The following is a 14,857-nucleotide window of genomic DNA, read 5'->3' as shown; positions in this document are numbered from 1 at the left end:
TCGGGCGTCGCCCAGGTATGACCAACCTGTCGCCGACACGCGGTGGTGGCAATTCACCGATCGTTTGCGGTCTTGGTCTCGAAACGGTAAACACTCACCATGGCCTCACCGGCGTCCTCTACTGCCGCGGTGCCTCATTGGCGAGATCGCAAGCGCTATCTGTGGTTGTTCAGCACGATCATGCCGGGGATGGTCGGGCTGTCATGGCTGTGCGTGTTCTTCATCGGAAGCCCCGCCTTCTGGTGGCTGGGGCTGGTGCTGGTCTTCGGGATCGGCCCGCTGCTGGACTACCTCGGCGGCGCCGACAGCAAGGGGCCCTCCGACGGTGCGCTGCTGTCGCTGGAGAAAGACCGGTTCTACCGCTGGGCGACATACCTCTATCTGCCATGCCAGTATCTGTCGCTGGCGTTCGCGTGCTGGCTGTGGGCGGGCGGCGGCTGGCTGTCGATGAGCTGGCTGGACAAGCTGGGGCTGATGCTGGCGGTCGGCATCGTCGGCGGGTGCGCCATCAACGTCGCCCACGAGATCGGGCACACCAGCGAGCGCACCGAGAAGCGGCTGAGCAAGATCGCGCTCGCCCAATGCTGGTACGGCCACTTCCCCGTCGAGCACAACCACGGCCACCACGTGCGGGTCGCGACTCCCGAGGATCCGACCAGTTCCTGGTTCGGCGAAAGCTTCTATCGGTTCCTACCGCGCTCGGTGGCCGGCCGAGTGCAGACGGCGTGGCGGCTGGAGGCCAGACGCCTGGCCCGGCATGGCGAGTCACCGTGGTCCTGGCACAACGAGGTGCTGCGCGCCTGGCCGATGAGCGTGGTGCTCTACGCGGGCTTGGCCGTCTGGTTCGGCCCCGTCGTGCTGCCGTGGCTGTTCGGTCAGGCATTGGTGGGTATCTGCCTGCTCGAGATGGTCAACTACATGGAGCATTACGGCCTGCGCAGGCAGAAGCTGCCCGACGGCCGCTACGAACGGGTGCGGCCCGCGCACAGCTGGAACAGCAACAGCGTGCTGTCCAACCTGTTCCTGTTCCACCTGCCGCGGCACTCCGACCACCACGCCAACCCGATGCGGCCCTATCAGGCGCTGCGGCACTTCGACGAAGCGCCGGAGCTGCCCGCCGGTTACGCGGCGATGCTTCCGCTGACGCTGGTGCCGCCGCTGTGGCGCCGGGTGATGGACCACCGTGTGATCGCGCACTACGGCGGTGACGTCCGGCTGGCGGCTTTGCCGCCGAATCATCCACTGATGGCTCACAATGAGGCTTCAGTGGAGCGGCAGCTGGCCGCTCACGCGCTCGACAGTTGAGGCCATGAACCCCGAAGACGATCCCGAGAAGCGGATTCAGGAACTCGAGCGCCCGTTGACCGGCGGGGCGGGCCCGGTGGAACTGGGCACCACGCCGATGGGTCAGCAGCCCCCCGCGTGGGCGCCCCCGCCGATGCCGCCGCCTCCGCCGCCGGGGTATTACGGCCCGCCGATCCCGACTCCTCCCGTGCAGCCGCCGTCGTCGGCCGGGATGAAGGTCGGCTGGATTGTGTTGGGGCTCTTGGTGGTTGGCCTTGTGATCGGTGGCGGCGTCATCGCAATGACCTCGATGTTCGCGACCAAGACGGTCACGTCGACGCCGACGACGCCGCGCATCTCCGGGGGTGGGGGGCCGTTCAGCCCGACCACCCGGCCGGAAAACCCCAGTCCGACCGCCGAACCCGAAAAGCCTGGAGCCCCCACCACGGCCGGCACCGTCGAGACCGCGGCACCCGGGGCGACCGTCAATGTCTCGGGCATCCAGGAGAACAAGACCATCGCGTGCAGTGACAACCCGGTGTCGATCAGCGGGGTGGAGAACACCGTGGTGATCACCGGGCACTGCACCCGGGTGGAGGTCTCCGGGATGAACAACACCGTGACCGTCGAATCCACCGATGTCATCAACGCGTCCGGAATCGAGAACAAGGTCACCTATCGCTCCGGCTCGCCCACCGTGGACAAGTCCGGCTTCGACAACGTCGTCGGTCAAGGCTGACCCCAGTTATTGACGCTCCCGTAGATCGGGTGAGTGTCGCAGTTGCACAGCAGGAGCACCGCCAGGCCACTAGCGTGAACTGCGCCTAAACACGCACACGCAGGGAGGCCAACACATGGGAGCCGCAAGGTTACGGCGCAGCCTGAGTCGATGTCGAGCGAGCCGGGCCCGCGCTCTCATCGCGCTGGCGGCAGCCCTGTTCGTCACCGTGGCCGGTACCGCACTGCTCACGCCCGGAAGGGCAGCGGCCGACGGCGAGACGTATCTGATCGCCACCGACACCACCTTCGCGCCCTTCGAATTCCAGGACAAGCAGGGCAATTTCGTCGGCATCGACATGGACCTCATCCGCGCCATCGCCGAGGATCAGAAGTTCAAGGTCGACATCAAGCCTCTGGGCTTCGACGCCGCACTGCAAGCCGTCCAAGCCAATCAGGTCGACGGCGTTATCGCCGGCATGTCCATCACCGACAAGCGCAAGCAGGTGTTCGACTTCTCCGAGCCCTACTTCGAGTCCGGCATCCAGATGGCGGTGCTGAAGACCAACGACGACATCAAGTCCTATGACGATCTGCGCGGCAAGAAGGTGGCGGTCAAGAACGGCACCCAGGGTGCGACGTTCGCCAATTCCATCAAGGACAAGTACGGCTTCCAGGTCGTCTCGTTCGCGGACTCGTCCTCGATGTTCGACGAGGTGAAGACCGGCAACTCGCAGGCCGTATTCGAGGACTATCCGGTGCTGCTGTACAACATCGCGCAGGGCAGCGGGTTCAAGACCGTGGGGCCCAAGCAGGACCCCACCGGTTACGGGTTCGCCGTGAACAAGGGGCGCAACGCTGACCTGCTCAAAAAGTTCAACGCCGGGCTGGACAACCTCAAGAAGTCCGGCCGCTACGACCAGATCGTCAACACCTACCTCAGCGAGAAGGCCAACACCGACGACACCTCGTACCTCGGCCTGATCAAGAGCACCTACCCCTTGCTGCTGCAGGGGCTGAAGATGACCGTCATCCTGACGGTCGTCTCGATCGCGATCGCCCTGGTGCTCGGGATCATCTTCGGCCTGTTCCGAGTGTCGCGGGCGATCTGGCTGCGGGCGATCGGCACCACGTTCGTCGACGTCTTCCGCGGCACACCTCTGCTGGTGCAGGCGTTCTTCATCTACTTCGGCATTCCCTCGGCGCTCGGGTTCCAGATGAGTGCGCTGACGGCGGGCATCATTACGCTGTCGCTCAACGCCGGTGCCTACATGACCGAGATCGTGCGTGGCGGTATCCAATCGGTGGACAAAGGCCAGATGGAGGCCGCTCGCAGTCTCGGCATCGGCTATCTGCCGACGATGCGGAAAGTGATTCTGCCGCAGGCGATCCGGACCATGATTCCGTCCTACATCAACCAGTTCGTGATCACGCTGAAGGACACCTCGATCCTGTCGGTGATCGGCATCGCGGAGTTGACCCAGACCGGGCGGATCATCATCGCGGGCAACTACAAGTCGTTCGAGATGTGGCTGATCATCGGCATCATCTACTTCATCGTCATCATGGCGTTGACCAAACTCTCGGATCGCCTCGAGAAAAGGATCGTGAAATGACCGAGCTCGTTCCCGAGGCCGCCGCCGCCGAACCGGCAGGCACCGTGAAGATTCAGATCGAAAACCTCAAGAAGTCGTTCGGTGAGTTGGTGGTGCTCGACGGCATCACCACCGACATCAAACAGGGCGAGGTGGTGTGCGTCATCGGGCCGTCGGGCTCAGGTAAGTCGACGTTCCTGCGCTGCCTCAACAAGCTGGAGGACATCACCGCGGGCAAGGTGGTGGTCGACCACTTCGACCTCACTGATCCCAAGGTCGACCTGGACAAGGTGCGTCAGCACATCGGCATGGTGTTCCAGCACTTCAACCTGTTCCCGCACATGACGGTGCTGCAGAACGTCACCCTGGCACCGCTGGTGACCAAGAAGATGGACAAGGCCGCCGCGGAGAAGAAGGCGATGCAGCTGCTCGGTCAGGTCGGCCTGGCCGAGAAGGCCAACGTCAAACCGGCCACACTGTCCGGCGGGCAGAAGCAGCGGGTGGCGATCGCCCGGGCGCTGGCGATGGACCCCTCGATCATGTTGTTCGACGAGGCGACCAGCGCGCTCGACCCGGAGATGGTCGGTGACGTGCTGGAGGTGTTGCGCCAGCTCGCCCTCGGTGGCATGACGATGGTGGTAGTCACCCACGAGATGGGCTTCGCCCGCGAGGTGGCCTCCCGGGTCATCTTCATGGCCGACGGCAACATCGTCGAGGACGACACCCCCGAACAGGTGTTTGACAGCCCGAAAAGCCCACGGCTGCAAGAGTTCCTGTCGAAGGTGCTCTAGACGCTGCGGGCCCCGGAACCGAGGCTCAGCACGTAAGCCGGTGACATCGGCATACGTTCGGGTAGTCGCACTGCCAGCATGCCGTCGGTCGTGGAGGCCTCGATCGGCTCCTCGAGGCCCAGCATCCGCACCTCGGTGGCCGCGACGCCGCGGATGCCGAACTCGCGCGCGGACACGTCCAGCAGGATCGCGTACACGGCCCCGTCGCGCTGGGTGAACCGCACCGCGCCGCCCTCGGTGGTGGTGGTCTGCGCGAGATGACACGGCCGGGTGCCGAAGACAGCCTCGCAGTTGACGGCCAGCCACTGCCCCAGCCCGCGCAGCGGTGCGAGCTGCTCGGCAGGGAACCTGCCGTACTGGTCGGGCCCGATGCCGATCAGCAGGTTGCCGTTCTTCGCGACGATGTCGACGAAGGAGCGGACCAGCTCGGTGGCCGTGACGATGTCCTCAGGACGCTCATTGCGGTTGGCCCCGAAGGAATGTCCGACGCCGCGGGTGGACTCCCACTTCTTGTCCTGGACCGTGTCGAACTGCGCATACTCGGGGGTACGGATGTCGTAGTGGTGGCTCGCCGGGAAGGTCAGCGACTTGCGCTGCTCCGGGATGACCGACCAGAACCGTTGCACCAGAGTGCCGCCGATGCGGGCAATCGTGTCGGTGACGGCGCCACGGTGGGCGGGCGGCTCGATCCAGCGGTCGTTGATCACCCCGTCGGGCACCGCGTTGTAGTACTCGGCGAACAGCGCGGCGAGGTCGCCCCCGGCGGGCCAGCCGATGTCGTTCCACAGCACCGACGGCTGGTAGCGGTCGATGAGGTCACGGACGTGTGCCGTGGCGTAGCGGACGTAGTCGGGACTGTGCGGGACGGCCAGGAAGCTATCGGCGGGGTTGGTCAGCAGTGCGTCGTTGTAGGGCCAGTCGTAGCCGCCCGAGTAGTACAGACCCATCCGCAGGCCGGCGTCGAGCACGGCCGCACGTAGGTCGCCGACGATGTCGCGCTTGGCGTGGTAGTGGCCCTTGCGGGGATGCACCAACTCGGTGGGCCACAGGCAGAAGCCGTCGTGGTGTTTGGTGGTGAGCACCACATAGCGCGCGCCGGCGTCGCGGCACGTCGCAGCGATGGCCGCCATGTCTGCGGTCGCGGTGCCCTCGTCGAACGCCTCGACGAAATCGTCGTAGGTGGCCCCGGGTCCGTAGGTGGCGCGCTGGTGAAACCAGGTCGGGCTGCCCTCGATCCGGCTGGTGTTGAGATACCACTCGGCATAGGGGTTGTCCCGCAACATCTCTGCGGGCCCTCGTTCCTTGAGCAGCTGCTGGATGTCAGGGACCTGAGGCGCCCACCCGGGGACCGAGTACAGGCCCCAGTGCAGGAAGACACCGAGTTTGGCGTCGTCATACCAGTCCGGGAGCGGATGTGAGCCGACGGACTCCCAGGTCGGTAAGTACATAGGCCCAAGGCTACGCCGCGTCCGGGACCTGCGGCGACGATTCCCGCACCCTATAGGTTGTGCACAACTTAATTGTGTCCTATAGTTGTCGCCGTGACCGCTCCACGCCTCGACGATCAACTGTGCTTCGCGCTGTACTCGGCGTCTCGCGCAGTGACAGCGGCATATCGGCCGCTGCTGGCTGAGCTCAACCTCACCTATCCGCAGTACCTGGTTCTGCTGGTGCTGTGGGAGGAGGGCCATGCCAACGTCGGCCGGCTCTGCGAGCGGCTACACCTCGATTCGGGCACTCTGTCGCCGTTGCTCAAACGGCTGGAGTCCATCGGATACCTCACCCGGCAACGGTCCGCCGATGACGAGCGTCGTGTCGACGTCGTGCTGACGCCGGCCGGAAAGCGGCTGCGGCACAAGGCAGCCTGCATACCCGAGCGGCTGATGACGGTCTCCGAGATGAGCCCCGACGAGATTGTCGCGCTCCGCGACGCAGTGCTGCGCCTGTCCGAGGCAGTGCTATCCACTGAATCAGAAGGGTAATGACATGAACGTTCTCTACACCGCTGAAGCTCTGGCCACCGGCGAGGGCCGCGACGGGCACGGCCGCACCTCCGACGGCAAGGTCGACGTCGCCCTGAGCATCCCCAAGGAGATGGGCGGTTCCGGGGTGGGCACCAACCCCGAGCAGCTGTTCGCCGTCGGGTACGCCGCCTGCTACCACTCCGCGCTGCGGCTGGTCGCCCGCCAGGAGAAGGCCGATGTGTCGGATTCCTCAGTCGGCGCTCGTGTTTCGCTCGGCAACAACGACGCCGGCGGGTTCACCCTCGCCGTCGAACTCGAGATCACCCTGCCGAACGTCGACCACGAGACCGCGGTGGCACTCGCCGAGAAGGCTCACCAGGTGTGCCCGTACTCCAACGCCACCCGCGGCAACATCGACGTCACGCTGACCGTCAGCGACGACTGAGGCGCCTACTGCCCGTAGTAGTCGTTGCCCCTGGAGAATTCGATGAAGGTGCACGCCTGATTGCCGACGCTCCAGGCGTCATGCCCCGGCGGTAGCAGCATGACATCCCCGGCGGCGAAGACGTCCTCGGAGCCGTCGGCCATCCGGATCGCAAGGGCGCCGCTGGTCACCACGGCGACGTGGGGCAGCTCGCACAGTTCTGTGCCGGCATAGTCCTTGAGGTCGTTGGACCAGCGGGCGCCCTCGTGGAAGGTCACCTCGGTGACCGAGACGCCGTCGAGCTCGGCGGTCCGCTTGGAGATGAGCCCGTGCACGTCGGATTCGATATCGGCCAACCGAGCCTTCTGCATGACGGGGTTGTAGCCGGACATCACGGGTCTCCTCTGAGGATCGGGGTCGACCAGTAGACCCCGGACCGGCCGGCGGCACCAGAATTCGGATCAGCGTGATCCGACGCGGCCGGCCGGTTCAGCGCCGGACGTCCACCTGGGTCGTGACCGGGGTGCCCGCGGCGATCACCGCCCGATTACGTTCGGCGACAACCGGTATCGGCATCTTGATCACCCAGCGGTCGTAGCTCAGGAGCCCATTGACCTCGTTCTCGACGTCGGTGGTCTGGGTGTAGATGGCACCGGAGAGCCCGCCGCGGCGGACCTCCGCTTCCAGTGCCAGGCTGAGTGCGACGTAGCGGTCGGTCAGCTTCTCGGGGTGGCGGGCCATCTCGTAGGCCTGCGCCCGGCCCGGCCACCGGTTGCGCTCGAGGGTCAGACCCAGCCCGCCGTATTCGCCGTCGACGCGCACCCGGGGATCCCCGGGCACCGCCGTGCGTCCGGGTCCGACGTAGGTGTGGTCGTCGTAGATGTCACCGGCGCGGCTGTCGCGGCGGGACTTGCAGCAGTTGACCCCACTGTTGGCGTCGACCATGCGGGTCGGGTCGGCGGCCTTGACCAGGTTGGCGATCCTGGCGGTATCGAACTCACCCCAGCCCTCGTTGAACGGCACCCAGCCGACGATCGAGGTGACGCTGCGCAACTGGTTGATCATCGCCAGCAGTTCCCGCTCGAAGTTCGCCTTCGCAGCGGGTGCCGGGGCCGGTGCCGGACCGACCGGGATGTCCAGCGAGACGTCCAGCGACGGCATGTCCTGCCAGACCAGCAACCCCAGCGTGTCGGCCCAGTAATACCAGCGCGCCGGCTCGACCTTGGCGTGCTTGCGCACGAAGTTCATCCCGAAGTCCTTGATGCGCTGCAGGTCTGATTTCAGTGCGTCGTCGGTGGGTGCGGTGTAGATGCCGTCGGGCCAGTAACCCTGGTCCAGCGGGCCGTGCAGGAAGGTGATCGCCCCGTTGAGGGCGATGCGCGGCCGGCCCTTGGCGTCGCGCACGGTTCCGATGGTCCGCAGGCCGGCATAGCTGGACACCGCGTCGAGCACCTTGCCCGCCGGACTGACCAGTGCCACCGTCAGGTTGTAGAGGTACGGGTCGCCGGGGGTCCACAGGCGCGGCGCCGGCACCGCCAGGCGCAGCGGCGCCGTCGCTGCCCCGGATGCGATCGCCACCACCCGTCCCCCGCGTTCGGACACCATCGCCACCGCTCGTTGGTCGGTGGTGCCCGACGTCCGGGAGGTGACGGTCAGGCCGGTGAGGTCGGTGGTGATGTCGAGCTTGTCGATGTGGGCGGCGCCCACAGGCTCCAGCCACACCGTCTGCCAGATACCCGAGGCGCCGGTGTAGAACAGGCCTTTGGGCGTGGTGCGCTGCTTGCCGACCGGAAACGGGTTGGCTTCGTTGCGATCCTGGGCGCGCACCACGATCTCGTGCGAACCCGCCCGCTGCAGTGCGCGGGTGATGTCGGCGCTGAACTCGGTGAAGCCGCCTTCGTGGTGGGCCACCTGCTGACCGTTGACCCACACGGTGGCGATCTGGTCGACGGCACCGAAGTGCAGCAGCACGTGGCGGCCCCGCCAGCTGCTGGGCACCGTGAACACCTTGCGGTACCACATCTCGTCGTCGTGGCGGGCGATGCCGGACAGCCCCGACTCCGGCGGATAGGGCACCAGGATCTGCTCGCGGTACGCGCCCGGGGACGGTGGCGCCGGCAGCGCGTCCCGAACGGACCGCCCGGTGTAGCCCCACACTCCGTTGAGGTTGAGCCACGCGCTTCGCATCATCTGCGGCCGCGGGTAGTCGGGCAGGGCGTTGTCGGGCCCGACGAGTTTCGTCCACGGAGTGGGCAGCAGAACGGGCTTGGGGTGGAACATCACCGCGGCGTTCGCCGGCGTGTACCCCGTCACGGCGACCGCGAGCACCGTCACTGCCACGGCCGTGACGCGGCCGATCCAGGACAGCACGAAACCACCGGACATGACTGCATCCCCCACCCTGAAGAACCGTGCGGTGCACCCCCGCCGCGACAGGCTCGGATTGTCGTTGGGACTGTAGCGCCCTGGCGAGCCGATTACCACAGTTTGCGAAATGTGCCTTCGCACAGTGGCTTTTCGCCGCCTACGGCCCGCGCGTTACTCTCGCGGGCATGGCGATTCCGGTCATCGCACTCACCGGCTATCTCGGCGCCGGCAAGACGACACTGCTCAACCACGTGCTGTGCACCCCACGGGCCCGGGTCGGTGTCGTGATCAACGACTTCGGCGAAATCAATGTCGACGCCTCGTTGATCAGCGGTCAGATCGACGAGCCCGCATCGATCGCCGGCGGCTGCATCTGTTGCCTGCCCGAAGACGGTCAGCTCGACGCCGCACTGGCCCGGCTCGCCGACCCGCGGCTGCGGCTCGACGCGATCATCGTCGAGGCGAGCGGGCTGGCCGACCCGGCGGCGCTGGCCCGCATCATCGGGTTCAGCGAGATCGGCGGCGTGCGCGACGGCGGTGTCGTCGACGTCGTCGACGCCGCGCGGCACTTCGAGACCGTCGACTGCGGCGGCGCCGCCCCGGCGCGCTACGGCGCGGCGACATTGGTGGTGGTCAACAAGCTCGACCAGATTCCCGAGAGTGAGCGCGCCGCGACCCTGCAGCGCATCGAAGACCGCGTGCGGGAACGCAACTCGCGGGTCCACGTCGTCGGGGTCACCGAGGGCCGCATCGACCCCGCGCTGCTCTACGACGTCGCCGCTGCCACCGACGAGAGCGGCCAGCTGTCGTTCCGGGACGCATTCGTCGACGAACCGGTCCATCACCACGTGCACGCCGATGCGGTGACGGTGACCGCCGAGGCTGCCGTCGACATCGAGCGACTGCTCGATCTGCTGGAGAACCCGCCCGCCGGGGTGTACCGGATCAAAGGCACGGTCGCGGTGCGGCAGCGTTCGGCGGTGCGCACCGTCGTGGTCAACGTCGTCGGCCCGTCGGTGCACATCGCCCGCGGCGCCTCGTCGGACACCCGCACCGAGCTGGTCGCGATCGGCATGCACCTCGACGTCGACGCCGTGCGCGCCCGGCTCGTCGACGCGCTGGCGCCCGCCGCCGCGCCGCCGTCGAGCACCGCGGCGCGCCGCCTGCAACGGCACCTGAGCATGGGCTGATGCGCTAAGCCGTGCGGCGTTGGCACGCAGGTGAAATCATCCGGTCGTGGACACAGACAAACCGCAGATCGCCTACCCCTCCCCCGGCTCCCGGCCCCGCCGCCGTGAGCAGGAGCCGCTGGCTCCGCATGTGATCGTGCTGTTCGGAGCCACCGGCGACCTCGCCAAGCGCAAGCTGCTGCCCGGTATGGCGTACCTGGTGAAGTCGGCGCTGGCACCGTCCATCCAGGTGGTCGGAACGTCGTTGGAGGACTACACCGTCGAGGAGTTCCGCGCGATCGCCCACGAGGCCATCGACGACTTCGGCAGCCACAAGCTCAGCGACGAGGAGTGGGCGGAGTTCGCCAGCCGGGTGACCTACGTGCCGCAGAGCGCCGGGCCTGAGGCGCTGGCCGCCGCGGTGGCCAAGGCCGAAGAGTCGCTGGGCCCCACCGTCCGGCGGCTGCACTATCTGTCGGTGCCGCCCAAGGCCGCCCAGGCCGTCATCACGATGCTCAAGGAGGCCGACCTCGTCGCCCGCTCCCGGGTGGTGATGGAGAAGCCGTTCGGCACCGACCTGGCGAGCGCGATCGAACTCAACGACTTCGTCCACCGGACGTTCCGCGAATCGCAGATCTTCCGCATCGACCACTTCCTGGGCAAGGAGGCCGCCCAGAACATCCTGGCGTTCCGGTTCGCCAACGGCCTGTTCGAGCCGATCTGGAACCGCAACTTCATTGACCACATCCAGATCGACATCCCCGAGAAGCTCGGCCTGGATCATCGGGCGAACTTCTACGAGAGCACCGGCGCCTACAAGGACATGGTGGTCACCCACCTGTTCCAGGTGATGGCGTTCGTGGTGATGGAGCCGCCGACCGCGCTGGAGCCACGCGCGATCAGCGAGGAGAAGAACAAGGTGTTCCGCTCCATGCTGCCCATCGACACCGCCAACGTGGTGCGCGGCCAGTACACCGGCTACCGCGACGAGGACGGGGTGGCCCGTGACTCCGACACCGAGACGTTCATCGCGCTCAAGGTCGGGATCGACAACTGGCGCTGGGCTGGGGTGCCGATCTATCTGCGCACCGGCAAGCGGATGGCCGAGGGGCAGCGGATCATCTCGATCGCCTTCCGGGAGGCGCCGCGCACGATGTTCCCGCCCGGCTCGGGGGTCGGCTCGCAGGGCCCGGACCATCTGACGTTCGATCTGGCCGACGCGTCGAAGGTGTCGCTGTCGTTCTACGGCAAGCGCCCCGGGCCGGGGATGAAGCTGGAGAAGCTGTCGATGCAGTTCTCCACCCAGGAGACCGACTACTCCGACGACGTGCTGGAGGCCTACGAGCGGTTGATCCTGGATGCGATGCGCGGCGACCACACGCTGTTCACCACCGCCGAGGGCATCGAATCACTGTGGGAGCGTTCGGCGGACCTGCTGGAGGATCCGCCCGCGGTCAAGATGTACGCCCAGGACACCTGGGGCCCCAATGCCATTCACCAGCTGATCGCCCCGAACAGTTGGCGATTGCCGTTCGAACGGGTGTGGCGGGAGAAGAAGTAGTAACACCGTCTGGCAGCATTTCGCCGGTGACGCGATCGTCCTATCCTGCGGTGCTGGCCGCGTTGTCGCTTCACCGCGTGGATGCGACATCCTTCGTCGGTGCCCAACTGCCCGCCCCGCTCGACCACATCCTGGGTGGGCACCTCGCGGCGCAGGCGTTGATCGCGGCGGCGCGCACCGCCCCGGCACGCATCCCGCACAGCATGCACACCTACTTCCTGCGGGCAGGCGATGCGCGCCGGCCGGTGGACTTCAAGGTGGCCGACTTGCAGGAGGGGCGCACCTTCTCGGCACGCCGCATCAGCGCCCGCCAGGACGGCCGCCTGCTCCTGGAGGCGATGACGTCGTTCACGGTGGCCGTCAATGCACCCGACGGCGTGGAGTACCAGCCGTCGATGCCGGAAGTGCCTGCGCCAGAAGGCCTGCCGGAGCCGGCCCCGCATTTCGCCGAATCCTACGAGGGCGGCTGGGCCAGCCTGAAGTGGTTCGATCGCAAGGTCGTCGACGCCGGCACGGAGGCGCCCGCGAGATCGCGGATCTGGTGGCGGCCCCGCGGTGAGGTGCCCGGCGATCCGGCGCTGGTCGCCGCGATGGTGGTCTACCTGTCGGCGGTGACCCTGGCCGAGCCGGTCAACGTGCCGCGCGGCCAGGTCGGCGAGTCCGCACAGCGGGGCCATTCGGTGCTGTTTCACTGTCCGGCCGATCTTCGCGACTGGCTGCTCTACGACCAGTGGACGCCGAGCAGTACGGGCGCCTTGGCATTGGCCAGCGGGCAGATGTTCAACCGCACCGGCGAGTTGGTCTGCACCGTCGAACAGGAGACGTACTTCCCGCCGTCGAACTGACCCGGGCCTGCGGTGCCATAGTGTTGATCCGATGACTGGCTGGATCGTGAGTCACATCCCGCCCGGGCTGCTTCTCGCCGGGTTGATCGTCCTGATCTCCGGCGGCGCGATGCTCCTCGCCATGCTGGTGCGGCGATGGTTTCCCGCCCTCAATGGCGACGAACACAACGACGTCACCAAGTTCACCTACGGCTTCATCGGGTTCATCTACGCATTCTTCATCGGTTTCGTGGTGTCCTCGATGTGGGGACAGACCAGTACCACCGACGCGAACGCCCGCGCCGAGGGGGCTGCTGCAGTCGAAATGGCAAGGAATGTAGACGTTTTCGCCAAGCCCGACAGCGACCGCATCCGGGAGAGCCTGCTCCGCTACGAGCAGGCCGCGATCGCGGAGTGGGACGACGGCACCGGCACCCGCTCCCCGCAGGCCGACGCCGCACTGGCGCAGGTATCGGCGGCCTATCGCCAGGCCGACGCGTCGACCGACACCCAGAAGAGCGCGCTCGCGGCGTCAATGGCCAACCTGGACTCAGTGAGCCAGGCCCGCACCGTACGGCTGCTCACCGCACGCGACGACACCGGACCACCCTGGCCACTGTGGGCGGTGATTTTTCTGACCAGCGCGATGGTGGTCGGCACGGTGGTCATCTACGGGGTCGAGAAGGCCGGGATGCACTACCCGATGGTGGCGATCGTGGGCCTGATCATCGCGACCAACCTGTTCCTCATCCTCGAGCTCTCCCACCCGTTCCTGGGTGGGATCGCGACGTCATCCGATCCGTTGCACGAGGTGATCGCGGTTCTCGGCCCTGGCCGATAAAGCCTGTTCCAAGGCGCCTGGCAGGACCTTGGCAGCAACCAAGCTAGCGAATTTAATAAAACCGACCCTTAGTACTCTTACTTCGAAGTAACCTTACGCGTCAGTAAGTTACCGACTAGGTTAGGGGATCTGCTGTGCAGGCATTACTACGTTCCAAAGTCACCGAAGGCGCGGCCCTGCTGACGGCGGGCGCCATCGCCCTGTCGCCGATTGTGATCGCACCGGCTGCCGAGCACTTGCCGGCCTTGCGCGTGTCCAGCATCGCAACGACGCTGACCGGGTCGGCCGACCCCATCACCACCTGGGTCGACGTCCTGAACACGACTTTTAACAACATCGCGGCGCTCGGCGGCGTCGTTCAGGCTGACCCGAGCCCGATCCTGAGCCAGCTCGTCACGAACCAGCTCGCCTATGCGCAGACCATCGCCACTGCGCTGTCGCAAGCCGGGGGCAGTCTCGTCGCAGGCATCACCTCGATCCCCCAGGCGTTGCTCACGGCGGGCCAGCAGCTGGCCGCCGGCCAGATCAGCGCCGCCACCCAGACCGTTTGGCAGGCCGGATTGGGCCTGGTCCTGGCTCCGGTGATCAGCCTGCTGCCGGTGTTCAACATCCCCGGGCAAATCGCACAGAACGTCGCCAACGTGCTCACCGCACTGCCGAACGCGCTGCTGCCGATCGGGTTGGCGGCACTCAACCCGATTGCCGGAGTGGTGGCGGCAGTCGGTGACACCGGGCAAGCCATCTACGACGCGCTGTCGGCCGGGAACATCACCGCCGCCCTCGGTGCGATCGTCAATGCGCCGGCTGTTTTCACCAACGCCTTCCTCAACGGGTACGCGCCGCAGGGCACCACCGGGATCTTGAGCGTGGGCACTGACTTCGCGGCCGGCTTGGTCAACGCGCTGCTGAACGTCCGGGACACCATCGCCAAGGCCATCGCAGCACCTGCACCTGTTCCGCTGTCGGCCGCGCCCGCGGCGGCAGTCCCGGCATTGAAGTCCACGGTGACGGTGACGACGGCCGCCCCGGCGGCGGCTGCCGAGACCCAGACCGACGCCGCTGACACACCGGCGACTTCGAGTGGCGGGACGAAGACCCGTGCGGCGACGACGGATCCGGCCGGCGCCGGCGACGATTCACCCACGGTGACAACGCCCAAGAGCGTTGGCGGCGTTAACCGTTCGCGCGGTGAGGCACGTGGCAGCCACGACGCCAGCCGTTCGGCGGAGAAGACCGCGCACGCCGCCGCAGCGGGCGGCAGCGGCCGCAGCACCGGCGAGTAGTCGACACATGCGCATCGGGTGGGGCCTCACGACAGGG

At 66.8% G+C, this 14,857-nt stretch carries 14 protein-coding genes; 11 read left to right on the top strand and 3 right to left on the bottom strand.

The window, feature by feature from the left end; genetic code table 11:
- Nucleotides 1–99: 99 nt before the first annotated feature.
- The 4 genes from HBE64_RS04790 to HBE64_RS04775 all read left to right on the top strand — a co-directional run bounded on the left by HBE64_RS04790 (nucleotide 100) and on the right by HBE64_RS04775 (nucleotide 4,387).
- Entirely contained in the window at nucleotides 100–1,305 is a 1,206-nt protein-coding gene (locus HBE64_RS04790; RefSeq protein ID WP_167098384.1) for an alkane 1-monooxygenase, read from the top strand.
- Between the two features lie 4 nt (nucleotides 1,306–1,309).
- Nucleotides 1,310–2,023, top strand: a complete 714-nt coding sequence (locus HBE64_RS04785; protein ID WP_167098381.1) for a DUF3060 domain-containing protein — start codon at nucleotides 1,310–1,312, stop codon at nucleotides 2,021–2,023.
- Nucleotides 2,024–2,138: 115 nt separating this feature from the next.
- Entirely contained in the window at nucleotides 2,139–3,617 is a 1,479-nt protein-coding gene (locus HBE64_RS04780) for an amino acid ABC transporter substrate-binding protein/permease (protein ID WP_243841498.1), read from the top strand.
- Entirely contained in the window at nucleotides 3,614–4,387 is a 774-nt protein-coding gene (locus HBE64_RS04775; protein ID WP_167098378.1) for an amino acid ABC transporter ATP-binding protein, read from the top strand. The genes HBE64_RS04780 and HBE64_RS04775 overlap by 4 nt, the downstream gene beginning before the upstream one ends.
- Here HBE64_RS04775 and HBE64_RS04770 read toward each other — a convergent pair.
- Complete coding sequence (locus HBE64_RS04770) at nucleotides 4,384–5,835, bottom strand: alpha-L-fucosidase (protein ID WP_167098375.1); 1,452 nt, start codon at nucleotides 5,833–5,835, stop codon at nucleotides 4,384–4,386. The genes HBE64_RS04775 and HBE64_RS04770 overlap by 4 nt on opposite strands.
- Before the next feature lie 93 nt (nucleotides 5,836–5,928).
- Here HBE64_RS04770 and HBE64_RS04765 point away from each other — a divergent pair, with 93 nt between their 5' ends.
- Both HBE64_RS04765 and HBE64_RS04760 read left to right on the top strand, forming a co-directional pair.
- On the top strand, nucleotides 5,929–6,369 hold the full coding sequence (locus HBE64_RS04765) for a MarR family winged helix-turn-helix transcriptional regulator (RefSeq protein ID WP_167098372.1): 441 nt from the start codon (nucleotides 5,929–5,931) through the stop codon (nucleotides 6,367–6,369).
- A gap of 4 nt (nucleotides 6,370–6,373) precedes the next feature.
- Nucleotides 6,374–6,796: an organic hydroperoxide resistance protein gene (locus HBE64_RS04760; protein WP_167098369.1), complete on the top strand. Its 423-nt coding sequence runs from the start codon at nucleotides 6,374–6,376 to the stop codon at nucleotides 6,794–6,796.
- Nucleotides 6,797–6,801: 5 nt separating this feature from the next.
- Here the strand turns inward: HBE64_RS04760 and HBE64_RS04755 are convergent, their stop codons facing one another.
- Together HBE64_RS04755 and HBE64_RS04750 are read right to left on the bottom strand one after the other, a co-directional pair.
- On the bottom strand, nucleotides 6,802–7,167 hold the full coding sequence (locus HBE64_RS04755) for a hypothetical protein (RefSeq protein WP_167098366.1): 366 nt from the start codon (nucleotides 7,165–7,167) through the stop codon (nucleotides 6,802–6,804).
- Between the two features lie 97 nt (nucleotides 7,168–7,264).
- The gene (locus HBE64_RS04750; RefSeq protein WP_167098363.1) at nucleotides 7,265–9,160 is read right to left on the bottom strand and encodes a glycoside hydrolase family 2 protein; all 1,896 of its coding nucleotides are present in this window, start codon (nucleotides 9,158–9,160) and stop codon (nucleotides 7,265–7,267) included.
- A gap of 167 nt (nucleotides 9,161–9,327) precedes the next feature.
- On the opposite strand from HBE64_RS04750, the gene HBE64_RS04745 reads away from it, so the two are divergent.
- From HBE64_RS04745 to HBE64_RS04725, 5 genes are all read left to right on the top strand, one after another.
- Entirely contained in the window at nucleotides 9,328–10,332 is a 1,005-nt protein-coding gene (locus HBE64_RS04745) for a GTP-binding protein (RefSeq protein ID WP_167098360.1), read from the top strand.
- Nucleotides 10,333–10,378: 46 nt separating this feature from the next.
- Nucleotides 10,379–11,872, top strand: a complete 1,494-nt coding sequence (gene zwf / locus HBE64_RS04740; RefSeq protein ID WP_167098357.1) for a glucose-6-phosphate dehydrogenase — start codon at nucleotides 10,379–10,381, stop codon at nucleotides 11,870–11,872.
- Nucleotides 11,873–11,898: 26 nt separating this feature from the next.
- Nucleotides 11,899–12,717, top strand: coding sequence for an acyl-CoA thioesterase II (locus HBE64_RS04735; protein ID WP_167098354.1), 819 nt, complete (start codon nucleotides 11,899–11,901; stop codon nucleotides 12,715–12,717).
- A 31-nt stretch (nucleotides 12,718–12,748) separates the two neighbouring features.
- Nucleotides 12,749–13,537 (top strand): DUF4239 domain-containing protein, encoded by a 789-nt coding sequence (locus tag HBE64_RS04730; protein ID WP_167098351.1) that lies wholly within the window; start codon nucleotides 12,749–12,751, stop codon nucleotides 13,535–13,537.
- Between the two features lie 134 nt (nucleotides 13,538–13,671).
- Nucleotides 13,672–14,820 carry a hypothetical protein gene (locus HBE64_RS04725; protein WP_167098348.1) on the top strand — a complete coding sequence of 383 codons (1,149 nt, stop codon included), beginning with the start codon at nucleotides 13,672–13,674 and terminating at the stop codon, nucleotides 14,818–14,820.
- The last annotated feature ends 37 nt before the right edge of the window (nucleotides 14,821–14,857 follow it).

This window comes from Mycobacterium sp. DL592 (assembly GCF_011694515.1).
Taxonomy (GTDB): Bacteria; Actinomycetota; Actinomycetes; order Mycobacteriales; family Mycobacteriaceae; genus Mycobacterium.
Note: the sequence above shows the minus strand (reverse complement) of the source record. Positions and strands in the feature narration are given on the sequence as shown.

Excerpts from the sequence above, each read along its gene's own strand:
- HBE64_RS04730 (WP_167098351.1), top strand. The coding sequence starts at position 12,749 with ATGACTGGCTGGATCGTGAGTCACATCCCGCCCGGGCTGCTTCTCGCC.
- HBE64_RS04780 (WP_243841498.1), top strand. The coding sequence starts at position 2,139 with ATGGGAGCCGCAAGGTTACGGCGCAGCCTGAGTCGATGTCGAGCGAGC.
- HBE64_RS04790 (WP_167098384.1), top strand. The coding sequence starts at position 100 with ATGGCCTCACCGGCGTCCTCTACTGCCGCGGTGCCTCATTGGCGAGAT.
- HBE64_RS04760 (WP_167098369.1), top strand. The coding sequence starts at position 6,374 with ATGAACGTTCTCTACACCGCTGAAGCTCTGGCCACCGGCGAGGGCCGC.
- HBE64_RS04750 (WP_167098363.1), bottom strand. The coding sequence starts at position 9,160 with ATGTCCGGTGGTTTCGTGCTGTCCTGGATCGGCCGCGTCACGGCCGTG.
- HBE64_RS04745 (WP_167098360.1), top strand. The coding sequence starts at position 9,328 with ATGGCGATTCCGGTCATCGCACTCACCGGCTATCTCGGCGCCGGCAAG.
- HBE64_RS04785 (WP_167098381.1), top strand. The coding sequence starts at position 1,310 with ATGAACCCCGAAGACGATCCCGAGAAGCGGATTCAGGAACTCGAGCGC.
- HBE64_RS04775 (WP_167098378.1), top strand. The coding sequence starts at position 3,614 with ATGACCGAGCTCGTTCCCGAGGCCGCCGCCGCCGAACCGGCAGGCACC.
- HBE64_RS04755 (WP_167098366.1), bottom strand. The coding sequence starts at position 7,167 with ATGTCCGGCTACAACCCCGTCATGCAGAAGGCTCGGTTGGCCGATATC.
- HBE64_RS04770 (WP_167098375.1), bottom strand. The coding sequence starts at position 5,835 with ATGTACTTACCGACCTGGGAGTCCGTCGGCTCACATCCGCTCCCGGAC.